This window comes from Candidatus Brocadiaceae bacterium (assembly GCA_012728835.1).
Classification (GTDB): domain Bacteria; phylum Planctomycetota; class Brocadiia; order SM23-32; family SM23-32; genus JAAYEJ01.
On the sequence record JAAYEJ010000019.1, the window covers coordinates 27,393 to 50,400 of the forward strand.

A 23,008-nucleotide genomic window follows, 5' to 3' on the forward strand; every position below is an offset into this window, starting at 1 on the left:
GGGGACGAGCCGAACATCTGGGCCACGTAACCTGCGGCGACGCCGGGGGGAAGCGTGGCCCTTCTCTTTGTGCGCACGCACCGTTGGACTTGTGGTGGAACGGACGGCTATAATCCGGAAGACCTGACGGACGCTACAGGCGGAGGTGGCAGGGCAAATGGCGGCCAGACCCGGTGCGTCCTTCCGTCGTATCCTCAACACCGTGATGAGCTTCGGCGCCCTGGACCTGGGCATCGACCTGGGCACGGCCAACACGCTCGTCTGCGTCCCCGGCAAGGGGCTCGTCCTGATCGAGCCGTCCGTCGTCGCCATCAAAACCGGAACCAACCCGCCCTCCGTGCCGCTGGACGGCCGCGCCGTCGGCAACGAAGCCAAACGCATGATCGAGCGCACGCCGGAGAACATCCGCGCGATCCGCCCCCTCAAGGACGGCGTCATCGCCGACTTCGAGATCACCGAGATCATGCTGCGCTACTTCATCCAGAAGGTGCAGCGCCGTTCCTGGGGCATGCGCCCCCGGCTCCTCATCAGCGTCCCCAGCGGCGTGACGGCCGTCCAGAAGGAAGCCGTCAAGAACAGCGGCCTCAACGCCGGCGCACGCAAGGTCTACACCGTCGCCGAGCCCAAGGCCGGCGCCATCGGCGCCGGGCTCCAGATCAGCGAACCCGTCGGGTCCATGATCATCGACATCGGCGGCGGCACCTCGGAAGTCGCCGTGATGAGCCTGGGGGAGATCGTCACACTCGAGAGCCTCAACGTCGCCGGCGACGAGATGGACGACGCGATCATCAACTACGTGCGCGAAATGTACGGGCTCGAGATCGGCCACCGCACCGCCGAAGAGGTCAAGATCGCCATCGGGTCCGCCTACCCCCTCCAGGAAGAGGTCACCTACGAGATCCGCGGCAAAGACATCGCCGCCGGGCTGCCCCGCCGCCTCGAGATCAGCAGCGCCGAGATCCGCGAAGCGATCAGCCGGCCCGTCCTGCAGATCATCGACGCCGCCAAGTCCTGCCTGGACCGCACGCCCCCGGAACTGGCCAGCGACCTGCTCGACACCGGCATCACGGTCGTCGGCGGGGGCGCCCTCATCCCCGGCCTGAGCGAGCGCATGGCGGAGGAAAGCGGCCTGCCCGTGCGCGTCGCCGACGATCCCCTGACCGCCGTCGCGCGCGGCACCGCCCTGCTCCTCGAACGCATCGACGAGTATGAGAGCGTGCTCGCCGACTGACCCTCACACGCGCACCGCCACGCCGTGCTCCTTCAGGTAGGCCTTCAGTTCCGGCACGGCGATCTCGCCGAAGTGGAAGACGCTCGCCGCCAGCAGGATGTCCGCATGGCCATCCACCGCTCCCCGCAGGAAGTGCTCCAGCGTGCCCGCCCCCCCGCTGGCAATCACCGGCACGCCCACCCGGTCGGCAATGCCGCGCGTCAGCGGGATGTCGTAGCCCTCCCTGGTGCCGTCCGTGCGACGGCTGGTGGGCAGGATGGCCCCCGCCCCGCGCTCCTGGCCGGCCTGCGCAAACTCGAACGCATCGATCCCCGTCGGAGTGCGCCCGCCGTCGACGTACACCTCGTAGCCGCTCGGCAGCCGGGCGGACACGTCCACGTCCACGGCCAGCACGATGCGGTCGGAGCCGAACTCCCGGGCCGCCTCCTCGATCAGATGCGGCCGGCGCACCGCGGCGCTGCTCACGCTGATCCGGTCGGCCCCCGCGTCCAGCGCCGCCTCGACGTCGGCCAGCGACCGAATGCCCCCTCCGAGCGTCAGCGGAATGCCCACCGCCTCGGCCACCCGGCCGAAGACCTCCAGCATCGTGCCGCGCTTCTCCACCGTCGCCGTGATATCCAGGAAGGCCAGTTCATCGGCGCCATCCCTCTCGTAGGCCGCGCCGCACTCGACCGGGTCGCCGGCGTCGGCCAGGTCCACAAAGTGCACTCCCTTGACCACACGCCCGTCCTTCATGTCCAGGCACGGCATGATCTTCACAAGGTCGCCCACGGTGCGTTCTCCTGCGGATCAGAGGTGTTCCGGCACAGCTTACCACATGGGCGCCGGACCACAAGCGCTTGCACAAATGCCGCCATCGGTTATGCTGTGCCCCGCCGAGAGGACCGTCATGCTCATACGGGAGAGATGCCCGATGGAGTACGCCAGACTGGGAAGCAGCCGGGTGCGGGTCTCGCGCGTCGTCTTCGGCGCGTGGGCCATCGGAGGGTGGAGATGGGGCGGCGCCGACGACGCCGAGTCCGTCCGGGCCATCCGCAAGGCCATCGACCTGGGCATCGACACCATCGACACGGCGCCCATGTACGGCTTCGGCCGCAGCGAGCAGGTCGTCGGCCGAGCCATCAAGGGGTGCCGCGACCGCGTGGTCGTCGCCACCAAGTGCGGCCTACGCTGGGACTGCCGGGACGGCACGCCGTCGTTCGAGGCGAAGCTCGACGACGGCTCGCCCGTCACCGTCTTCCGCAACCTCCGGTGCGACGCCATCCTGGAAGAGATCGACCGCAGCCTCCAACGGCTCGGCGTCGACTACGTCGACCTGTACCAGTGCCACTGGCCCGACGCCTCCGTCCCGCTCGAGGAGACGGCCGAAGCGCTCAACCGGATCCTGGAACAGGGAAAGGCCCGCGCCGTCGGCGTCAGCAACTTCACCCGCCCCATGATCGAGGAACTGCGCACCTACGTCCCCATCGTCAGCGACCAGCCGCCGTACAGCATGCTGGACCGCGCCGCCGAGGCCGAACTCCTGCCGTACTGCCATGACGACAACCTGGCCGTGATCTGCTACAGCCCCCTGCACCAGGGCCTCCTGACGGGCAAGGTCACCATGGATCGGACGTTCCATCCGGACGACGTCCGCAACGACAAGCCGTGGTACCGCCCGCACAACCGCAGACGCGTGCTCGACTTCCTGGACAAGGTGCGCCCCATCGCCGCCGACCACGGCAAGACGCTCGCCCAACTGGCCATCAACTGGGCCCTCCGCCAGCCGGGCATGACCGCCGCCCTCGTCGGCGCCCGCCGACCCGACCAGGTGGAGGAGAACGCCGGGGGCGCCGACTGGCAGTTGACCGACGACGAGATAACGCAGATCCGCGGCTGGCTCGCGGATCTGGGCGAACCCGAATGACCGCTCGGCAGGGAACGACGATGAAGATCGCACTCGTGCCGGACAAGCAGGCCGTGCGCCTCATCGACGCCCCCGTGCCCCGGCCGCCCGCCGGCTGCGTGCGCGTCCGCGTACGGGCGTGCGGAATCTGCGGCAGCGACCTGCACATCTTCCGCGGGCACTGGCGCAACGGCAAGCTCGGACACGAGGTCTGCGGCGTCGTCGACCAGGTGGCCGACGACGTGACGGACCTCGCGCCCGGCACCCGCGTCTGCGCCGAATGCTTCGGGCACTGCGGGCAGTGCGTCTTCTGCCGCAGCGGCCGCTACAACCACTGCCCGTCGATCTCGTGGTACGGCTGGCAGGAGCACGGCGCGATGGCCGAATACACCTGCTTCCCGGCCCGTTCGGTCTTCGCCGTGCCCGACGCCCTGTCCGATGCCGAGGCCGTCATGGTCGAGCCGCTGGCCGTCGCGTTCCACGCCGTCCGCCGCGCGCACCTCGAGCCGGGCTCCGCCGTGGGCATCGTCGGCGCGGGCACCATCGGCCTGCTCTGTGCGGCAACCGCCCGGACGCAGGGCGCCGGCCGCGTCGTCGTCGTCGCCCGCCACGCGCACCAGGCGGAGGCCGCCCGACGCCTTGGCGCTGACGACGTGGCGCTGATCGGCCGCGACAACCCGGCCGAGGTGCTCGGACCCGACCGGATGGTGGACGCCGCCATCGACACCGTGGCGGCCGGCACCAGCTTCTCGACCGCGCTGGCCGCCGTGCGCTCGTGCGGACGGATGGTCCTGGTCGGCGGCGTCACGCGCCCGATCATGGCCGCCCTCGCGCCGCTGGTCGACAGGGAGATCGAGCTGACCGGATCGCAGTGCTACGCCGTCACCGACGGGAAGCCCGACTTCCAGTGGGCCATCGAGCTGATCGCCTCGGGCCGCGTCGACGCCGGCGGGCTGGTCACGCACACGTTTCCGCTTGCCGACGTCGAAGAGGCGTTCCACACCGCCGCCGACAAGACGACCGGCGCCACCAAGGTCGTCGTGCAGATGGCCGACTGAGCCCGGGATTGCCGGGGGCGGGCACGACGGAGCGTGCCCCTCCAGCGGCGCCGCCGACCGTGGACGTTCGTGCCCCCCGGTCACTCGCTCAGCAGGCCGAACTCCGTCCCCGCCCGGAACTCGCCGACGACGCGCCGGCCAGAGCCCTTCAGGAACCGCGCCAGGACGGCCCGTTCGCGCCGCTCGATCCGGCCGCCCCGCCGGGTCATGGACTCCGTGCAGCCCGTCACCAGCAGCCGCCGGGCGGGCACCCGCGCCAGCGACTCGCCCGCCGCCCGGTCCAGCCGGCGCAGCACGGGCACGACCTTCAGCATCAGGGCCAGGTCGAACGGTTCCTCGCGCGAGACCTCAGAGGCCCAGGAGGGATCGGCCACGTCCACCCAAGCCCCCGCAAGCCGCCCCGGCGCCGCCAGCCGGCCCCATGCACACGCCGCGCGCACGGCGCGTTCGTCGCGGTCCACCGCGACGTAGAGCGCCGTGGCCGCCCCGGCGTCCGCGAACGGGTAGGCCAGCGGCTGCATGCCGCAGCCGACGTCGAGCAGCATCGGAGGAACTCCGCAGAGGCCGAAGAGCCCGGCGTAGAAGTCCGCCAGGTACGGCCCCCGTTCGCGAGTCGACACATGCCCGTCCAACAGCCCCCGGCGCGCCCGCTCGACGGCGCGGCACGGCAGCCCGTCCGCCGCCGCCCGTTCCAGTTCCTCCACCAGGGCGTCGGCCCCGGCGGGGTCGGCGTAGTAGCGACGCAGCCCGTAGTAGAGCCCCTTGCGGCACGCCTTCAGGACCTCGCGGTAGTCGCGCCAACGCGTCACGTCTTCCCGCTCCCAGCGCTCGGCGATGCGCCGCAGGAGGCCCGGCCGCGCCGCAAAGGCCTCCGCAAGCGCGCTGCGGGCGGCCGCCGGGTCCACGCGATAGCGGCGGCTTACGCGGCGCGCCTCGCGCTCGAGCAGGTCCTCGGGAAGGGCGGGGGCGGGCGCCTCAGACGCCATCGTCGCCTCCTTCGCACAGAGAGCGCTGCAGCATGCTGTCGGGGAACCACTGCTGGTGCACGCGCGCCAGGTGGCCCAGGTGCTCGCCCAGCCGGTCGCCCTCGAGCGCCTGGCGGACCGTGCGCACGGCCTCCAGAATGGTCCACAGGTTGTGCCGGCACAGCAGCGACGTGTTCGCGCGCACGGCCGGCTCCCCGCGGGCCTCGCAGAGGGGACAGGGGCAGGCCCATCCGCGCTCGGCGGCCGTGGTGCCGGGCGGCAGCGCGCCGAACGGCGTCATGTAGGAGCCGTTCTCGGCGTAGTGGACGAAGGACGAGGAGTCGAAGACGCTGCAGCCCGCCCCGGCGTAGAAGGGGATCTCCAGCGGGTCGCCCGCGCCGTACAGGTGCATCGGCACGTCCTCGGGCAGGATCCGGCGGGCGTCCATGATCACGCGGCGAACGAACCGCAGGTCGTGATTGCGCGTGAAGAAGGGCACCAGGCTGCCCAGGGCGGCATAGGAGACGCCCGCGCCGGCCAGCCACTCGGCGGCCTGCCGGCGCACCTCCAGGAAGCGGCCGCCCTGCTGCACCCCCATCAGGATGGCCCGGTTGACCAGCGAGAGCCCCTCGCGAACCCGCTTCAGGGTCACCTGCGCCTTGCCCTCGGCCGTCGTCCGGTTGTCCGACGGCGGCGTCACCACATCCAGCGGCGAGATCACGTCGGCCCCGATGTCCTCCTGAAACCGGATGATGCTCCGGTTGGTCAGCAGCAGCCGGCCCCGGAACTCCTGGAACGCACCGCTGTCGGTCACCACCAGGCCCTCGAACCCGAGATGCTCCTTGATGCCGCACTCGGGCAGCCGCAGGCGCAGCGCCCTCTTCCGGTAGAGGAGGAAGGCGTTCGTCATGATCGCGTCGACGCCGAAGTCCGCCTGCAGCTCCGCCAGAGAGAAATACGGGTTGCCCGGCTGGAAGACGGGCAGGAACAGCGGCGTGGGCCGGCCGAGGCGTGCATTGGGGTTGCGTGGCATGTCTCTCGGTCCCGTTTCAGCGCGCCCAGGGCGCGAGGACTCCGCGCAGCTCGCCCAGCCGGGCGACGCACCGCCCGCCACATGCACGGAGGGCCAGCTCGCGGCGCCGCTCTCCCGCCGCCCGCAGCGTGAGCAGGAAGTGGTCCGGCGGCAGGCAGCCCGCCACGTGGTCCGCCCATTCGATGAGGCTGACGCCCCCCGAGCCGAACACCTCCGCACAGCCGATGGCCTCCATGTCGTCGGCGCCGCCCAGCCGGTAGGCATCGAAATGGTGCAGCGTCAGCCGACCCTCGTAGCTCCGCATCAAGACGAAGGTCGGGCTGATCACCGTCTCGGCCACGCCGAGGCCCCGAGCGAATCCCTGCGCGAAGCACGTCTTGCCGGCGCCCAGCGTGCCCTGGAGCCCGATCACGTCGTTCGGCCGGGCCGCCGCCGCCAGGGCCGCCGCCAGCCACCGGGTCTCCTCCGGAGCCTCCGTCACCATGTGGATGGCCGTCATGCGGTCAGGTGCTCCCAGCCGCCGGGGCGCAGGGGCACGGCGGATCCGTCCGCCATGATCAGAGAAGAATCGGCGCCCTCGATCACCTCGCCCACAACCGTGACCGGCAGCGACCCGAGGCCACCGTCCGCCGCCAGTCGCGCCGCCGACTCGCGCGAGGCACAGAACAGCAGCTCGTAGTCCTCGCCGTCGTTCAGGGCGTGCCAGAGCGGCGTCCGCCCCGTCCGCCCCGCCATCCGGCCGGCGTCCTCGGACACGGGCACGGCGTCGGCACGGATGCGGACGCCGACGCCGCCGGCCTCGGCCAGGTGCAGCGCGTCGGTGCTGAGGCCGTCGCTGACGTCGATCATCGCGTGCACGTCGCATCGTTCGACCAGCGCCAGCGCCTCCGGCACGCGCGGCCGGAACGTCAGGTGCCGCCCCAGCAGCGACCCGCCCAGCCGCCCCGTCACGCACAGGGCGTCGCCCGGCCGTGCGCCGGCCCGCGCAATCACGCCGGCCGGCCCGGGCGTGCCCAGGGCCGTCACCGTCACGCTCAGACGTTCGGCTCCGGAGGCCACGTCCCCGCCGATCAGGCGCACGGACAGGCCCTCCGCCGCCTCCCACAGGGCCGAGATCAGCGCCCGGCTCGCGCCTCCGTCGGCCCCCGACGGGAAGCCGACCGCCGCCAGCGCGCACAGCGGCCGCGCGGCCATGGCGGCGATGTCGCTCACGGCCCGCGCCACCGCCTTGTACCCCACCGCCGACATGGGCGTGCCGGGCTCGAAATGCACGCCCTCGAACACCGAGTCCATCGTCAGCGCCAGCCGGCAATCGCCCGGGACCCGGATCACCGCCGAATCGTCGCCCACGTCCAGGTTCAGCCAGTCCGGCCGCGGGCCGGCCAGCCCCAGGATGAGGCGAATCAGGTCCCGCTCAGACATGGCCCCCCCCTCCCGCCGCACTCCAGAGGCGCACGACGGACTCGGCGGCACGCTCCAGCAGACCCGGCGCGTCCGCCATGGCCGCCGCCAGGTCCATGGGCCGGTCGACGATCGACAGGGCGCAGACGACCCCCCGGCCGTAGAGGGCCTCGTACCCCGGCTGCAGCGAGCCGGCCAGCGCGACGACGGGGATGCCGTGCCGCGCGGCGGCGGCCGCCACGCCCGCGACGGTCTTCCCGTGCACCGTCTGGCCGTCCAGGCGACCTTCGCCCGTCAGGACCAGCGCGCTTCCCTGCATGCGTTCGTCCAGGCGTGCGACCTCGATGACGGTCTCGACGCCGCTCCGGATGCGGGCTCCGAGGAAGGCCACCAGCCCGGCCCCCAGCCCGCCGGCGGCTCCGGCGCCCGGCAGGGCGTCGACGGCCACACCGAGCTGCGTCTCGATCAGACGCGCCAGGGAGGCCAGCCCGCGGTCGAGCTGCCGCGCCTGCTCGGGCGTGGCCCCCTTCTGCGGGCCGAACACCAGTGCGGCGCCCAGGGGGCCGGTCAGCGGGTTCGTGACGTCCGAGGCGACCACGATCTCCGTGCGCGGGATGCGTTCGTCCAGCGAGGCCGGATCGATTGCGGCCACGTCGGCCAGCCGCCCCCCGCAGCAGTCGCCGATGGGCTGCCCCCGGACGTCCAGGAACCGCACGCCCAGCGCAGCGGCCATGCCCATGCCCCCGTCGACCGTGGCACTGCCGCCGATCCCGATCAGGATGCGCCGCGCGCCCGCGTCAAGCGCCTGCCGGATCAACTGGCCGGTGCCGCGGGTCGACGCGCGCATCGGGTCGCGTTCGGCAGGCGCCAGGCGCTCCAGGCCGCTGGCCTGGGCCATCTCGACAACCGCGGTGCATCCGTCGCCGCAGAACCCCCATTCGGCCGTGACCGGCCGTCCGAACGGGTCCGCCACCGTCGCCGACAGCATCCGGCCGCCCGTGGCCTCCACGATGGCCCGGGCGGTGCCTTCGCCGCCGTCGGCCATGGGCACAACGGCGAGTTCGGCCCCCGGCAGCGCCCGCCGGACGCCCGCGGCCATCGCGCGCGCGACTCCGGGGGATGGCAGGCACTCCTTGTATGAGTCCGGGGCGATCGTGATCTTCATGGGTGTGTCCGCACAATGGGAATGGCGCCATTCTACAGAGCTGGGAAGGATTTTGCACGACACGCCGCAGGCACGCCGCCGGCCGCCCGGACGCGGGCGAAAGGCTTAACCGGTGCTTTAGCCATCACTTACGTGGTCTTGCCGGGCAGGTGCCGGCATCCCTGTACAAGATCGGCTTGACTCCGGAGGCGGAGGACCGGTACAAAAGAAGGTAGAGAAGGCACGAGAGGGTACTTTCTGGGAGCCTGAGGAATACGGGGACCTCGGGGCGCCGGGTATGGGCGAATGGGGCACAGGACAGACCGTGCTGGTCGTTGTGGCGGTCATCATCCTAATCGTGCTGATCGTCCTGATGTCCACACGAAAGCCGGGCCCTCCCCTTCCGAAGAGCGAAGGGCCGGGACCGGAGGACGCTCAGACGCCCGAGGAATCCGAAGTGGAGGGCCCGGGATAGGGGCAGCACCGCTGTCGTCCCGGCCCGACCTCCCACACTGCTTCGGAGCGGCCGCGCCGTCGGGTCCTGCGCCCCGGCGACGCGGCCTGTTCTTCTCCCCGCAAACCCTTGAGGAACGCGCTCATAGACGCGGCGCGAGGCCGCGTCCGGAACGTTGACGCTCCTCGACCAGATGGACTATAATGCCCCCGGCCGCTCAGAGCCGTGCGGGATCGATCCGCCGACGGAAACCGAAGCGTCAAGAGGGACCGATGGAAGACTACCTGGCAGGCGATGTGCCAGAGAGCATAGGGCCTTGTCGCATCGTCAAGAAGATCGGTGAAGGCGGCATGGGGAGCGTCTACCTCGGCCACCACAAGACGCTTGACATCCCCATGGCCATCAAGATCCTGCCCAAGCACATCGACCTGAAGGACCCCGAGTACAGCCAGCGCTTCTCGCGCGAGGCCAAGATCGCCGCCCGACTGCGCCACCCCAACATGGTCCAGGTGCACGACTACGGCGCCGAAGGCGGCTTCTACTACATCATCATGGACTACGTCGAGGGGCCCACCTGCAGCGAGGAGGTCCAGCGGCTCGGCCGCATGGAGTGGCAGAAGGCCGTCGGCGTCGCCCGCCAGATCGCCCAGGGGCTCGAATACGCCGCATCCAAGGGCATCATCCACCGCGACGTCACCCCGGGGAACATCATCCTGGACTCCGACGGCACGGCACGCATCACCGACCTGGGGCTGGCCAAGGAATCCTCCGCCGGCACCACCGGCCTGACCCGCAGCGGCGCCAGCCTCGGCACGCCCTACTACATGAGCCCTGAGCAGATCAACAGCGCCCGCGACGTCGACTTCCGCACGGACATCTACTCGCTCGGCGCCACCCTCTACCACATGGTCTGCGGCAAGGTGCCCTACACGGGAACCACCTTCGAGGTAATGACCAAGCAGGTCCGTGAACCCCTGCCCTCGCCCAAGGACCACGTGCCCGACCTCCCCGACGACCTCTGCGACGTCATCCGCAAGATGATGGCCAAGGCCCCGGCCGATCGCTACTCCAGCTACGGGGAACTCATCGGGGAGTTCACCAACCTGCTGGAAGGCCGGCCGGTGACGGCCGCCGGCTTCCGCGATCAGAGCATGGTCAACGCCGATTCGCCCGTGTCCATCCCCGCCGACGCGCTGGGACTGGCCGCAGAGAAGACCCGCATCGCCAATCCGCCCCGACGCCGCAGCAACACCCCCTGGGTCATCGCCATCTTCGTCGTCGGCGTCGTCTTCGCGGTGGGCGTCCTGGTCTATGTGTTGACCCGATAACAGGCCGCCGCGCCTCGGGCCTCAGTCGAACCGCAGCCCCGCGTAGCCCACCACGTAGTCGCCGCCCCCGAGCGGAGAGTCCGCACTGGTGGCCCGCCCCAGCAACTCGCCCCGGGTGCCCCCCCGTGCGGCAACGCCGGACATCATCGCCGCCGCCGGCAGGACGCCGCACATCGTGATCCCCTCCAGCCGGCAGACGCTGTAGAGCCCGTCAGGGTCCAGCGCCACCATCCGCTCGATCGCCACCGCGTCGTTCCGGCGCACGACCTCGCGCGCGTGCCGCCCGTGCTCGTGAGACATGTCGCTGCTGGCAACGATAAGCGCGTCGTCCTCGCCCAGCTCCGCCAACACGCCCGCCGCGTACGCACCCACCTCCTTGAGCGCCGGAAGCCGCGCCGACACCGTCACGCAGACGACGGCGATCCGCACACCGGGGTTGTGATACTGGAGGAACGGCAGCACGACCTCCCCGGAATGCTCCGGGATGTGCGGCTCGTCGGCCGGGATGATCCCGGGATGCCGGGCCAGGGCCTCGGTGAGCGCCTCGTGGATCGCCACGCTGCCCAGCGGCGTCTCCCATCCGCCGCCCGTCCACAGGGCGAACGCAGGCTGCGAGAAGGCATGGCTCGGCGTCAGCAGCAGCACGGTGTCCGGCACCCGCACCTGCGCAAACAGCCTGCCCATCACCGCGCCGCTGAACGTGTAGCCGGCGTGCGGAGACAGCACGCCCAGCGCCGGGGAGGGCCGCGCGCCTTCCGGCGCGGCGCTCACCCCCTCGATCGCCGAGCGCAGTGCCTCGGGCCGGCCCGGGTAGAACTGACCTGCGACGGCCGGCTTCCTGGTCATCTCCCTGCCTCCTGCACGCGGACGATGCCGTCAGGCCCCGCTCACCGCCGCCGACCGCGCCGCAAGCTCACCGGCGGGCCCAGCACCTCGGACCAGACGATCGCCCGCTTCAGATCGCCCCCCTTCGCCGCAAGCAACGGAGCGAGACCCCCGCGGGCGGCCTTCTGCGGCACGGCGGCCGGGGCCGGCGCCGGCGCCGCCTGGGCCTCGCGCAAAGGCGCCTTGCGCCGGGCCGCCTTCCTCCTGCGCGCCGTCGGCGGTGTCGGCACCGGCGCAGCCACCCGCCCCGGAGGGGCGGCCCCCACCGGCGGGGCGGCAGGCACCGGGTCCCAGAAGGACGGCACGGCAGCCGGCGCACCGGGCGGTCGCGGCATCGGCCGCACGGCCGCTTCCCGCCCGCCGCCGGCCGCTGCCCGCCGGGTGGCGGCCTCCAGGGAGCGGACTAAGTCCCGGACCTGGACCGGCCGTGTCTCGTGTCCTTCCTCGTCTTCCCGGGCCGCTGCCCGCCGGCCCTCCGGGGCCTGCGACGCCCGGATCGCGCGCGTGACGACCACGACCACGACGATGATCAACCAGATGATCTCCTCTGCACCCACGCACCGCACCTCCTTCCGACACTCCGAGCGTCAGACGAACCGGCCCACATCGACGTCGGCGCAGTAGTTCATCAGCAGAATCGTGTCCTCCACCCCCCGACACAGATACGTCAGCATGTCCGCTTTGACGCGGCCGGTCACGCCTTTGAGCAGCTTGGCCCAGCCGGCCATCGCCGTCGGGAGGCCCTGCGGCAGCAACAGCGCGGCGCACAGCCCGCGCAGCAGGTACGGGGCGTCGGGCTGGTCGCGCGTGCCGGCCAACGGCATCGCCGCGCTCCGGACGCGGGCCAGCCCCAGGTAGCATCCGCTCAGGTAGCGCTCCTTCGGGCTTCCATGGCGCAGCAGGCGCGTCAGTTGCGCGGCAGCCTCTTCCTCGGCCTCCATCGCACGCAGCGCCAGGGAGGCACAGACCTGCTCCGGGTCGGCCCCTTCGGCAGGCTCCATGACGGTCATCCCCTCCAGCGCATGGCCGCCCCCTCGCAGCGCCAGCGCCAGGCAGACGGGCGCCACGCCTTCCAGCGGCCGGGCCCGGAGGTGCGCCAGGATCCCGTGGGCAACCTGCGGATGCCGGACGGCGGCCATGATCTGCTGCGTCAGTTCCACCCGGAAGTCGATGCGTGCGGCGGCGAGCGCCCCGGCCGCCAGCGGCACGGCGTCCGGCCCCTCCCACCGCATCAGGGGCAGCGACGCCAGCCCGACCGGCTCGCAGAACTCGCGGTCCGTCGCGTGCTTCCGCGCCATGGTCCTGAGCGCATCGGCCGGCGCGCGGTCGTCCGGGGCCAGGCTGGCCTTCACCGCAAGCGCCGTCAGCCGCACCCAGGCGTCGGCATCATCGGCTGCGGCGGCCAGTTCCTGTGCGCACGCGCCCGGTTCGGCGTCCTCACGCGCCCACAGAAGGTTGATCCACGCCCGCCTGCGCAGCCGGCCGATGCGCGTGGCATAGCGGGCGCCCCGTCCGCGCGGCCCCCACTGGAGCTTCGGGCCGGCGGCGAGGGCGGCCGTCCAGCGCTCGGCGTGCGTGAGCCAATCCTCCTGGCCGATCACGCGCAGGGCCACGGCCGCATAGGCCGCCGCGTTCAGGGCGGCCGTCAGATCGCGCGTGAGCCCCCGCAGGAGCGCGCGCGCGGTATCCCGGTCCAGCGGAGCGCCGGTGTCGGCGGCACGGGCCACGGCGGCCGCCTGCTCGGGCGAGAGCGCCTGGCCCTCGGCCCGGCGTTCGGCCAGACCGGCCCCGGCGCCGGGCCGGATCCGGAAGCACCCCGCCTCGTCGTCCCACAGGAGCGCGTGGGCGTCGCGCGCAACCTGACCTCGCCAGGCAAGCACCTCGTCGAGCTGCGAGACGATCAGCGGCGGCGCCGACGCGCGTCGGACCACCTCCTCGGCCGCTGTGGCTTCTTCCTGGACCAGCACGGACACGTCCTCGTCGTCCGCAAGCTCCGAGAGGGCCTCCAGCGCGGCCTTCACGGGCAGCACGCCCACCTCGGCCGCGTACTCGCGCACCGCTTCGCAGGCCACCTGGCGCACGCCTTCGTCGGGATCGTTCATGGCCGCCAGGAAGTGGCCGAACAGCTCCATGCCCAGCGTCCGTGCGGCCGCGAACGTAACCCGCGCATCCAACGACCCGCGCCGCTTCGGGCCGCCCGGGTTGGCGATCAGGGCATCGATCGCACCGCGCCGCACGGAGGGGTCGGGGTGTGTGCGCACGATCTCGACCAGCAGCTCCGCGTCGCGCGTGTACTGCAGCGTGTCCGCCGCGCGGCTGCGCACGGACGGGTCGTCGTCCCGCAGGGCCTCGCGCATGACCCGGGAGTCCGCAATGTCCACGAGGGCCGCCAGTTCGCTGATGGCGTGCATCCGGTCGGAGGGGGCCCCGTTGCGCACCGTCTCTTCCAGGATCGGCACGAGACGGTCCTGGGTGCCTCCCCGGTCGCGCGCAGCCCCCAGGCCAACGCGCAGGCCGGCCTCCGAGCCGATCGTGCCGGCCTCCCAGACGGCGAGCACGCGCTCCCCGGCCGCCTGCCGGTCCATCTCGTCGGCCAGCCAGTCCACGCCGGTGCTCCGCTGCCGCCGCCGGAGGATCTCCCCGGCTCGGCGGGCGACCTCGAAGTCGGCGTCCGAAGCCGCCGCCTGCAGCAGGGGTTCGGCCACAGCCGGCCCGTAGCGTTCCAGCATGAGCACGGCGTGGCGGCGCAGTTCGGCCGACGGATGGGCCAGCGCCTTCTTCAGGTGTTCGAGGAAGGCCCCCGAGACGGCTCCCAGACGCCCGGCCAGCATGTCCAGCGCCGAGGATGCCACCCGGTAGCTCGGGTCGTCGATCATCCGCCCGGTCAGTTCGATGGTCGGGCCGCTGCCGATGGCGGCCAGGCAGAGCACGACCTCCTGGCGGACCTCGTCGTCCTCGTCGCCGGCCATCTGCGCCAGCACCGGAACGACCGCGTCGGACTTGACGTAGGCCAGGCTCTGGGCGGCCTGCCGGCGCACCTGATTGTCGTCGTTGCCCACAACGGCCCGGTTCAGGGGGCTGTCCGGGCGGGTCAACCGCTCCAGAAGCGCCGCGCGCAGGGGGTGACGGCTCGTGCCGATGATCAGGCTCAGGGTGCTTGTGGCGGCCCGCCGCACCAGGTCCGACTCGTCGGTCAAGGCCGCGGGAAGGAAGCCCACGGCCTCCGGAGCGCTCAGCGCCTCGATGGCCTCGACGGCGCGGCCGCGCACGGCCGGGTCCGACGACCGGAAACAGTCCTCCAGGATCTTCAGGGCCATGGCAGGGTCGCCGATGCCCACCAGGAGTTCCGCCGCCGAACGCGAGAGTTCCGGATCGCTTCCGTGCAGGGCGGCAGACGCCACGGGGCCGAGCACCCTGTCGGCCGCCCCGCTGGCGAGTGCCAGGATGGCCGCACGCACGCGGGGCCCGGCGGCCTCGGCGAGCACACGCTCGGCCTCTGCCGCCGGATCGGCCGCCGCCCGGATGCGGTCGATCGCCTGCCGGGCGAGGCCGGCCAGGTCGCTCTGACTCAACGCACGCCGCCGTGCCATGACGGCCCCCTGCTGCGACCGCAGTTCAGGCGCTCAGCTTCGCGTCTCGCCCTCGTCGGACTGACCGCTGATGGACTTGCGCATGGAGGTGTCGGCCTGGATGTTCCGCAGGTTGTAGTAGTCCATGATGCCGAGGTTGCCTTCGCGGAAGGCCTGCGAGATGGCCTTGGGGACCTCGGACTCGGCCAGGACGACCTTGGCGCGGTTCTCGGCCACCAGGGCCTGCATCTCCTGCTCGCGGGCCACGGCCATGGCCCGGCGGCGTTCGGCCAGGGCCTGGGCGACGCGCTTGTCGGCCTCGGCCTGGTCGGCCTGCAGCTTGGCCCCGATGTTCTCGCCCACGTCGACGTCCGCGATGTCGATCGAGAGGATCTCAAAAGCCGTCCCGGCGTCCAACCCCTTGTCCAGCACGCGCTTGGAGATGGTGTCCGGGTTCTCCAGGACGGTCTTGTAGGTCTCTGAGGAACCGATCGTGGTCACGATGCCCTCGCCGACGCGGGCGATGATCGTCTCCTCCTTGGCGCCGCCGACCAGGCGCTCGAGGTTCGCGCGCACGGTCACACGCGCCTTCGCCTTGAGCTGGATGCCGTCCTTGGCCACGGCGGCAATGGTATCGCGCCCCTTGAGCGGGTCCGGGCAGTCGATCACCTTCGGGTTGACGCTCGTCTGCACGGCGTCCAGGACGTCGCGGCCCGCCAGGTCGATCGCGCAGGCCTGGTTGAACGTCAGCGGGATGTCGGCCTTGCTGGCCGCCACCAGGGCGCGCACGACGTTCGGCACGTTCCCGCGCGCCAGGTAGTGCGTCTCGAGTGCCACGGTCTGGACCGGCAGGCCGGCCTTGATGGACATGATGCGGCTGTCGACGATGACCGACGGCCGCACGCCGCGCAGCGTCATGCCCACGAGTTCGAAGATGCCCACGTGGGCGCCCGCCAGCAACGCCTTGATGTACAGGAACCCATAGTTGAAGAAGAAGACCAACAGGGCCAGAGCGACGACGGCCAGGGCCAGAAGGACGACGACCAGGACGACATTCGCGGGGCCCGCCGCAGCCAGAATCGCATCCATTGCGTGCCACTCCTTTTCCGTAGACGGCGCATGTCCCCCCGGCGCAGAGGAAAAGCCCCTGCCACACCGGGTGATGGCTCGTACGTCTCCTCAGTCTCAGCCGCGAGGATGGCGCCCGCCGAACGGTCTCGCTCACGCCTCCCTGACGACGACGCGGTTCCCCGAGACCTCGATGACCCTGACACGTGTGCCCTTCGCCAGCATCTCGCCGCGTGTCACCACATCATAGCGTTTATCGCCCAGCCGGACAATGCCGCTGGGACGCAGCGCGCTCATCGCCTCCCCTTCCAGGCCGACCAGGTCCTCGCCGATCGTCGTCGACGCGCGGAAGCCGCGCTGGTCGCCCTTCAGGGCCATGAACCGGCCCACGAAGCCCTTCCACAGCGCAAAGAACAGCGGCACCCAGAGCACGGCGACGGCAACCAGCACGGCGCCCGCCGTCGTATGGCCGCCGGCAAAGGCCAGCACCACGCTGCCCGTCACCGCCGCCAGCCCCAGCAGACCCAGCACCGCGCCGGGAATGAACAACTCGATGACCATCGCCACCAGTCCGGCCGCGAACACGAAGATGATGACGTCCAGTTCGACCATCGCCGCCTCCCAGGAGTGTGGCGCGATCCCGCGCGCTCAGGCGCCCTCGCACCGCTCCACAACGACCCTCGGCCCCTGCACGGCCAGGATGCGCACGCGCGCGCCTTTCGGCACGAACTCGCCCTCCGTGACGACGTCCAGCAGCCTCTCGCCGAATTCCGCCCGGCCCGCCGGATGGAGCGGCGTGAGCGCCACGCCCACCTCGCCCGTCATTCCGGCCAGGCCCGGCGTATGCACCTCGCCGATATCGCCCACGTGGGCGGCCGCCAGGGTGTCCACGTGCGTGATGCGCCGGAAGAGCGGCACCGACGGCAGGAACCGCGCCAGGACGGCCATCAGCAGGCCCGACAGGGCAAAGGCCCCCAGCACCGTCACGATGCTCACCTCGAGGGTCCGCACCTGCTCGGCGGTCGTCGGCACTGTGAAGCCCTGGAAGGCCAGCACAAGGCTGACGAAGACGCACGCGATGCCGGCGATGCCGGCCACGCCGAAGCCCGGGATGACGAAGACCTCCAGGAGCAGCAGCACCATCCCGATGCCGAACAGCACGATCTCCAGCATGTGCACGTATGCCTGCGTCCACTTCACGATGAAGAACACCCCGAAGCAGATGAGCGCCAGCAGCCCGGGCAGGCCCACACCCGGCTGGCTCAGCTCCATGTAGAGCAGGATCATCCCTGCAACGAGCAGGAGGGGGCTGAAGGTGTCCAGCAGGGCCAGGAGCCGCTCCGACGCCGTCAGGTGCAGTTCGATCACACGGGCGGGGTCCAGCTCCAGGAGCTCGTACAGCTCCTCGGCCCCCGAGACGGCGGCGCGGGCGAACCCGAACTCGATCGCCTGCTCGCTGCCCACTGTCAGGAGTTCCCCGGCGTTCACCACGATGCGCTGGTCGACGATCTTCGCCAGCCGTTCCTCGTCCCACAGATCCAGCTCGGTGCCCTCGACGTACCGGTAGGCCCCCTCGGGCTCGTCCTCCATCTGCAGGCGGAGGACCTCGATCTCCTTGGTCACCATAGACCGCACGAGGGCCAGGGGGTAGCCGCGCGCCCGCGCGTACTTGAGCATGCTGTCGCGCACGACGGTCTGCTGCTTCTCGCCCAGGATCTCGCCGGTCGGCCCGACCGGGGCCACGTCGCCGATGCTCCCCAGGCGGGCGTCCATGTAGATCGCCTGACACGCCAGGGCCACCATGGTGCCGCCGCTGAACGCGTCGTTGTTCACGTAGGCGACGATGCGCAGGTCGTCCCTGGTGAAGACGAAGTCGCCCAGGGCGCGGGAGGCGTCCAGTGTGCCGCCGGGGGTGTTCAGCTCCAGGATGACCGTCCCGGCGCCGAGCCGTCGGGCACGTTCGATCTGGCGCATCACCGCCTTGGCCCGGGCGGAGTTGATGACGCCCTCGATCTTGATGACACACGCCTCGACGGGCTCCTGCGCCTCCTGAGCCCGCGCAGGAACGCCCCCGGACGACAGGACGCAGACGGCGACCCCGGCCAGCAGGAGCATGGCCGTTTTGTGCCGACCGTCTCGCCTTCCTGGCCTCACCGAGCGCCCCCCTGCCAGACGGAATGCCTGCGCCGCCGCGTCCTGCGGGCGATTATACAGTGCGCCAGGCGCCCGTGCCAGGCCCGGGACGAGCCCTACAGATGGACGGACCGGGCGGCATCGACTTCGGGCAGGGCCACGAGCCGGTCGATGCACGCCGGCGTGCAGGGAGTGTCGACGTTCAGAGCCAGCAGGGTCTTGCCCCCGACGTCGTGCCGCCCGACGGTCATCCGGGCGATGTTGACGCCGCCGGCGCCCAGGATGGCGCCGACCTTGCCGATAACGCCCGGCACGTCGTTGCCGTGGAGGATGAGCACGTCGCCGACGGGCGCCAGCTCGACCATGAACCCGTCGATGCGCACGATGCGCGCCAGTTCGGGGGCGAAGACCGTGCCGGCCGCCTCGAACGTTCCCGCATCGGTGACCAGGGAGATCTCGACAAGGTTGGCGAACCCGGCCTCCAGCCCCACCGTCGCGCTGCCGGTGATCCGGACACGCCGCTCGGCCGCCAGATGCGGGGCGCTGACGATGTTGACGTCGTCGCCCAGACTGCCCTGCATGACGCCCATGGCGCCGTAGCTGACGATGGGATCGGTGCTGCCCTCGGCGATCTCGCCGCGGCAGGAGACCTCGAGGCGCTCCGGGCGGCCCGTGCTGATCTGGGCGACGAGCTTGCCGATCCGCACGGCCAGGTCGCAGTAGGGCCGCAGGACCTTCATCTCCTCCGGCGCAACCGTGCCGATGTTGACGGCGTTGCGGTAGTGGCGGCGCTGCAGGGCGTCGACCATCTGCTCGGCGGCCTGCACGGCCACGGCGAGCTGGGCCGCATGCGTGGAGGCGCCCAGATGCGGGGTCGCCAGGACCTTGTCGTTCTGCACGAACTCGAAGCTCTCGGGAGGCTCGGTCGGGTAGACGTCCACCGCCAGCCCGCCGAGGCGGCCGTCGTTCAGGGCCGCCAGAACCGTCGCCTGGTCCAGCACGGACCCGCGCGCGCAGTTGATGATGCAGGCGCCCGGCTTCATCATCGCGACCTGCTCGGCACCGATCATCCCGCGCGTCTTGTCGTTCTCCGGGACGTGCAGGGTCACGTAGTCGCTCTCCCGAAGCAGGTCGGGCAGCTCGTCGACGAGTTGCACGCCAAGCTTGGCGGCCGTATCGGGGCCCACGAAGGGGTCGTGGACGCACACCCTCATGCCGAAGGCGATGGCGCGCCGGCTGACCTCCTGCCCCACGCGGCCGAACCCGATGACGCCCAGCGTGCTGCCGGCAAGCTGGCTGCCGAGGAACTGCGACCGGTTCCAGGCCCCCGACCGCATGGAGATGTAGGCCGGACCGATCTTCCGCGCCAGCCCCAGCAGCAGGGCGAACGTGTGCTCGGCCGTGCTGACGGCGTTGCCGCCCGGGGTGTTCATCACGGCCACGCCGCGACGCGACGCGGCGGCCACGTCCACGTTGTCCACCCCGACACCCGCCCGGCAGATGGCCTCCAGAACGTCGGCCGCCTGGAGCACCTCGCAGGTGATGCGCACGCCGGAGCGGCAGACGATGCCGCTGACGCCCCGAACGGCCTGCTTCAACTCGTCTTCGGACAGGCCCGGGCGGTTCACAACCGTCAGCCCCCCGGCCTCCAGTATCCGGCGGCATTCCTCGGGGAGCTTGTCGGCCAGCAGTACGGTCTTCATGGGATGTGGTTCCTTGTTGGGGAGACGGCGGCAGGAGAGCGGATTATAGCGCCCCATCCCCAACCCTGTCAAACCTGCCGCTCCCTCATTGAGAACCGGCGGGCGAGATGCTAACGTAGCTCGAGAACGTGCGGCGGATCTCTGGAGTTGGGAGCGCGGCGTGACGACGGCACTGGACATCGACCTGCAGACGCCCTTGGGGCGCTACCGGGCGATGCTGCTGATCCGCCGGACGGAGGAGGCGATCGGCGAGTTGATCGCCGAGGGCGTCGTGCGCGGCACGGCCCATCTGTCGATCGGCCAGGAGGCCTGCGCCGTGGGGGCCCTGGCGGCCGCCCGGCCGGACGATCCGGTGGTGAGCAGCCACCGGGGACACGGCCACTTCCTGGCGCGCGTGCTGGACCCCGCCCCCCTGCTGGCCGAGCTGATGGGCAAGGCGGCCGGCCCCTGCGCGGGCCGCGGCGGAAGCCAGCACCTCTGCAGCGTGCGCCACGCCTTCTACGGCACGAACGGCATCACCGGCGGCGGCCTGCCCGTGGCCACCGGCCTGGCGCTGGCCGAGAAGCTGACCGGCGGCGCCCGCACCGTGCTCTGCTTCTTCGGTGACGGCGCCAGCAGCCAGGGCACCTTCCACGAGAGCCTCAACATGGCGGCCCTCTGGGACCTCCCCGTCCTGTACGTCTGCGAGAACAACGGCTACGCGATGAGCACCCGCTTCCGGGACACGACCAGGGTGCCCAGCGTCGCCGCGCGCGCGGCCGGCTGCGGGCTGGAGGCCCGGCCGGTGGACGGCATGGACGTGGAAGCCGTGCGCGAGACGACCGCCGCCGCCCTGGACGTCGTGCGCACGCAGCGCCGGCCCATGCTGATCGAAGCCGAATGCTACCGCTTCTGCGGGCACTCGAAGAGCGACCGGCTCCTCTACCGCACCCGCGACGAAGAGGCGGCCTGGCAGCGGCGCGACCCGCTGCGGACCGCCCGCGCGCGGCTGCTCGCCGACGGCCTGGCACCGGAGGCCCTGGACGCACTCGAACGCGGCGTATGCACGTGTGTCGCAGACGCCCGCCGCACCCTCGCCGAGGCGCCCGCGCCCACGCCCGAACAGGTGCTCACCTCCCCCTACGCCAGCGAGACCGCCCCGTGAACCAGCCGCGCACGCCCACCCTCTGCGACGAACTCCGCCGCGCGCTGCGCGAAGCCCTGGAGCACGACCCCCGGCTGATCCTCCTGGGCGAGGACCTGCGCGAATACGGCGGCGCCTTCGCGGTCACTCGCGGCCTGCACGAGGCCTTCCCGGACCGCGTCCTGAACACCCCGATCAGCGAGAACGGCTTCGTCGGCGTGGCCACCGGCGCGGCCATGGCCGGGATGCGCGTCGTCGTGGAGTTGATGTTCATGGACTTCGTGACGCTGGCCATGGACCAGATCGTCAACCACGCCGCGAAGATCCACTACATGTACGCCGGCCAGATCAACGTGCCCATCGTGCTGCGCATGCCGTTCGGCGGGCACCGCGGCTACGGCCCCAGCCACTCGCAGTCCCTGGCCGCCTGGTTCCTGAGCGTGCCGGGACTGAAGGTCGTCGCGCCGTCGTCGGCCGCGCATGCGGCCGCCCTGCTGACGGCGGCCATCCGCGACGACGATCCGGTGCTGTTCCTCGAACACAAGTTGCTCTACGGCCGCCGGCTGCAGGCGGAGCCGGAGGGGCTGGAGCAGGTCGCCATCGGCCGGGCGCGCGTGGTGCGCACGGGCACGGACGTGAGCATCGTGACATATGCCCACGGCGTGCTCCTGGCCCTTCAGGCGGCTCAGGACCTGGCGCGGGAGGGCATCGAGGCCGAGGTCGTGGACCTGATGACACTGAAGCCGTACGACGCCGAGGCCGTCTTCGCCTCCGTACGCCGGACGGGGAAGGCCGTCTTCCTGGAGGAGGGCGTCAAGACGGGCGGGGTCATGGCGGAGCTGTGTGCCGCCGTCGCCGAGCAATGCCTGTGGGACCTGGACGGCCGGCTCGTGCGCGTGGGCGCGCGCGACCTGCCCATTCCGGCCGCCGTGGACGCCGAGGCGATGGTCCTGCCCGGCGTGGCGGACGTGGTGCGCGCCGCCCGGGCCGCATGCGACGCGTAAGTCAGTGCCGAAGAAGCACTTCAAGCATCGCGCGGTCCAGGTTGTGGCCCTCGAGGTCCTCGTAGCGGACGTCCTGCCGCCCGCTGTCCAGCACGCCGAAGGCCCCGCGCAGGTTCCAGAGCGCCCAGCCGATGCCGTACTCGTCCAGCACCGTCAGGGCGTCCTCCAGCCAGGCCAGGACGACCGCGTGCGGCACGGGGCTGTAGGCGCCGCCCTCGCTGCAGTGCACGCCGACGCCGGAATCGGCCAGTTCCTTCCATGGGCGCCAGTACTCGCGCAGCCGGTCGATGTCCCACAGGTCCGAGCCGCGGGCGCCGGGCGGCCCCGGCCAGTGGGGCTCCGGATGCGCCTCGCCGCCGGCCCACGGGGCCTTGTAGTGCGTCAGCCAGTGCGGCTCGTAGGCGCGGGTCGCCTGGGCCACGCCCAGGTCGACCAGCTCCGGCACCGGACGCCGCCCCCAGAGGTAGCCGTCGCAGATGACCAGCCGCCCGGGGTCCTCGGACCAGATGGCGTCGGTCACCTGCCGCACGACCTGGCGGTAGCGGGCAGGCGTGAAGCCGTGATCGCCGATGCGGGCCGGCTCGTTGAAGAGGTTGAAGCTCAGATCCTCGGCGGGGACGCCCGCATAGCGGGCTGCGAACGTCCGCCAGTGGGCGGTGCAGGTCCGGCGCGCCTCCTCATCGGTCCAGACGCTCAGCGCCTCCTGCGGGCTCGCCACGGTGTAGCCGGGTGCGCGGTGGAAGTTCATGCAGACGTGGATGCCGTGCCGACGGCCGGACTCCAGGGCCTCGTCCAGGTCCTCCAGAACGCGCTCGTCGATGCGCGCGGGATCCCCGTCGACGATCCAGCAGCGGTAGTCGAGCGGCAGCCGGGCGAAGTCGAACCCCCAGTCCCGCATCCGCCGGAAGTCGGCCTCCGGGAACGCGGCCATCCGGTCAACGTTGAACATCGAGAGCAAATTGAACCCCCGCCACCGGGGCAGTTTCGCGGCCGAGACCATGATTCGGCTCCTTGCACGGAGAAG

21 protein-coding genes are annotated in these 23,008 nt (G+C 71.5%); 7 read left to right on the top strand and 14 right to left on the bottom strand.

The window, feature by feature from the left end; genetic code table 11:
- The first annotated feature begins 205 nt into the window (after positions 1 to 205).
- Positions 206 to 1,231 carry a rod shape-determining protein gene (locus GXY85_02970; protein ID NLW49791.1) on the top strand — a complete coding sequence of 342 codons (1,026 nt, stop codon included), beginning with the start codon at positions 206 to 208 and terminating at the stop codon, positions 1,229 to 1,231.
- 3 nt (positions 1,232 to 1,234) lie between these two features.
- On the opposite strand, the gene hisF is transcribed toward GXY85_02970, so the two are convergent.
- Positions 1,235 to 1,981 carry an imidazole glycerol phosphate synthase subunit HisF gene (gene hisF, locus GXY85_02975; protein NLW49792.1) on the bottom strand — a complete coding sequence of 249 codons (747 nt, stop codon included), beginning with the start codon at positions 1,979 to 1,981 and terminating at the stop codon, positions 1,235 to 1,237.
- A gap of 163 nt (positions 1,982 to 2,144) precedes the next feature.
- Between hisF and GXY85_02980 the strand changes: the two genes are divergently transcribed.
- Both GXY85_02980 and GXY85_02985 read left to right on the top strand, forming a co-directional pair.
- Positions 2,145 to 3,137: an aldo/keto reductase gene (locus GXY85_02980; GenBank protein ID NLW49793.1), complete on the top strand. Its 993-nt coding sequence runs from the start codon at positions 2,145 to 2,147 to the stop codon at positions 3,135 to 3,137.
- Positions 3,138 to 3,157: 20 nt separating this feature from the next.
- Positions 3,158 to 4,174 (top strand): alcohol dehydrogenase catalytic domain-containing protein, encoded by a 1,017-nt coding sequence (locus tag GXY85_02985; protein ID NLW49794.1) that lies wholly within the window; start codon positions 3,158 to 3,160, stop codon positions 4,172 to 4,174.
- Between the two features lie 80 nt (positions 4,175 to 4,254).
- Here GXY85_02985 and GXY85_02990 read toward each other — a convergent pair whose 3' ends face one another.
- From GXY85_02990 to GXY85_03010, 5 genes are read right to left on the bottom strand one after another with little or no spacing between them, the layout of a single operon-like run.
- The gene (locus tag GXY85_02990; GenBank protein NLW49795.1) at positions 4,255 to 5,160 is read right to left on the bottom strand and encodes a hypothetical protein; all 906 of its coding nucleotides are present in this window, start codon (positions 5,158 to 5,160) and stop codon (positions 4,255 to 4,257) included.
- The gene (locus tag GXY85_02995) at positions 5,150 to 6,172 is read right to left on the bottom strand and encodes a tRNA-guanine transglycosylase (GenBank protein ID NLW49796.1); all 1,023 of its coding nucleotides are present in this window, start codon (positions 6,170 to 6,172) and stop codon (positions 5,150 to 5,152) included. Before GXY85_02995 ends, GXY85_02990 begins: the two co-directional genes overlap by 11 nt.
- A 16-nt stretch (positions 6,173 to 6,188) precedes the next feature.
- A complete protein-coding gene (gene tsaE / locus GXY85_03000) occupies positions 6,189 to 6,671 on the bottom strand; it encodes a tRNA (adenosine(37)-N6)-threonylcarbamoyltransferase complex ATPase subunit type 1 TsaE (GenBank protein NLW49797.1) in 483 nt (160 codons plus the stop codon).
- The gene (locus tag GXY85_03005; protein NLW49798.1) at positions 6,668 to 7,594 is read right to left on the bottom strand and encodes a thiamine-monophosphate kinase; all 927 of its coding nucleotides are present in this window, start codon (positions 7,592 to 7,594) and stop codon (positions 6,668 to 6,670) included. The genes tsaE and GXY85_03005 overlap by 4 nt, the downstream gene beginning before the upstream one ends.
- Complete coding sequence (locus tag GXY85_03010) at positions 7,587 to 8,738, bottom strand: glycerate kinase (GenBank protein ID NLW49799.1); 1,152 nt, start codon at positions 8,736 to 8,738, stop codon at positions 7,587 to 7,589. Before GXY85_03010 ends, GXY85_03005 begins: the two co-directional genes overlap by 8 nt.
- 277 nt (positions 8,739 to 9,015) lie before the next feature.
- On the opposite strand from GXY85_03010, the gene GXY85_03015 reads away from it, so the two are divergent.
- Positions 9,016 to 9,192 carry a hypothetical protein gene (locus GXY85_03015; protein NLW49800.1) on the top strand — a complete coding sequence of 59 codons (177 nt, stop codon included), beginning with the start codon at positions 9,016 to 9,018 and terminating at the stop codon, positions 9,190 to 9,192.
- 251 nt (positions 9,193 to 9,443) lie between these two features.
- On the top strand, positions 9,444 to 10,499 hold the full coding sequence (locus GXY85_03020) for a serine/threonine protein kinase (GenBank protein NLW49801.1): 1,056 nt from the start codon (positions 9,444 to 9,446) through the stop codon (positions 10,497 to 10,499).
- 21 nt (positions 10,500 to 10,520) lie between these two features.
- Here the strand turns inward: GXY85_03020 and amrB are convergent, their stop codons facing one another.
- The 7 genes from amrB to GXY85_03055 all read right to left on the bottom strand — a co-directional run bounded on the left by amrB (position 10,521) and on the right by GXY85_03055 (position 19,857).
- Positions 10,521 to 11,345, bottom strand: a complete 825-nt coding sequence (amrB, locus tag GXY85_03025) for an AmmeMemoRadiSam system protein B (GenBank protein NLW49802.1) — start codon at positions 11,343 to 11,345, stop codon at positions 10,521 to 10,523.
- A 41-nt stretch (positions 11,346 to 11,386) separates the two neighbouring features.
- Positions 11,387 to 11,941, bottom strand: coding sequence for a hypothetical protein (locus GXY85_03030; GenBank protein ID NLW49803.1), 555 nt, complete (start codon positions 11,939 to 11,941; stop codon positions 11,387 to 11,389).
- Positions 11,942 to 11,971: 30 nt separating this feature from the next.
- Entirely contained in the window at positions 11,972 to 14,974 is a 3,003-nt protein-coding gene (locus GXY85_03035; protein ID NLW49804.1) for a hypothetical protein, read from the bottom strand.
- Between the two features lie 33 nt (positions 14,975 to 15,007).
- The gene (gene floA / locus GXY85_03040) at positions 15,008 to 16,042 is read right to left on the bottom strand and encodes a flotillin-like protein FloA (protein ID NLW49805.1); all 1,035 of its coding nucleotides are present in this window, start codon (positions 16,040 to 16,042) and stop codon (positions 15,008 to 15,010) included.
- A gap of 132 nt (positions 16,043 to 16,174) precedes the next feature.
- Positions 16,175 to 16,633, bottom strand: a complete 459-nt coding sequence (locus GXY85_03045) for a hypothetical protein (GenBank protein ID NLW49806.1) — start codon at positions 16,631 to 16,633, stop codon at positions 16,175 to 16,177.
- Between the two features lie 36 nt (positions 16,634 to 16,669).
- Positions 16,670 to 18,175 carry a hypothetical protein gene (locus GXY85_03050; GenBank protein NLW49807.1) on the bottom strand — a complete coding sequence of 502 codons (1,506 nt, stop codon included), beginning with the start codon at positions 18,173 to 18,175 and terminating at the stop codon, positions 16,670 to 16,672.
- A 95-nt stretch (positions 18,176 to 18,270) separates the two neighbouring features.
- Positions 18,271 to 19,857 carry a phosphoglycerate dehydrogenase gene (locus GXY85_03055; protein NLW49808.1) on the bottom strand — a complete coding sequence of 529 codons (1,587 nt, stop codon included), beginning with the start codon at positions 19,855 to 19,857 and terminating at the stop codon, positions 18,271 to 18,273.
- A 160-nt stretch (positions 19,858 to 20,017) separates the two neighbouring features.
- On the opposite strand from GXY85_03055, the gene GXY85_03060 reads away from it, so the two are divergent.
- Both GXY85_03060 and GXY85_03065 read left to right on the top strand, forming a co-directional pair.
- Positions 20,018 to 21,001: a thiamine pyrophosphate-dependent dehydrogenase E1 component subunit alpha gene (locus tag GXY85_03060; GenBank protein ID NLW49809.1), complete on the top strand. Its 984-nt coding sequence runs from the start codon at positions 20,018 to 20,020 to the stop codon at positions 20,999 to 21,001.
- The gene (locus GXY85_03065; GenBank protein NLW49810.1) at positions 20,899 to 21,984 is read left to right on the top strand and encodes an alpha-ketoacid dehydrogenase subunit beta; all 1,086 of its coding nucleotides are present in this window, start codon (positions 20,899 to 20,901) and stop codon (positions 21,982 to 21,984) included. The genes GXY85_03060 and GXY85_03065 overlap by 103 nt, the downstream gene beginning before the upstream one ends.
- Before the next feature lies 1 nt (position 21,985).
- On the opposite strand, the gene GXY85_03070 is transcribed toward GXY85_03065, so the two are convergent.
- Positions 21,986 to 22,984, bottom strand: a complete 999-nt coding sequence (locus tag GXY85_03070) for a cellulase family glycosylhydrolase (protein NLW49811.1) — start codon at positions 22,982 to 22,984, stop codon at positions 21,986 to 21,988.
- Positions 22,985 to 23,008: the final 24 nt, after the last annotated feature.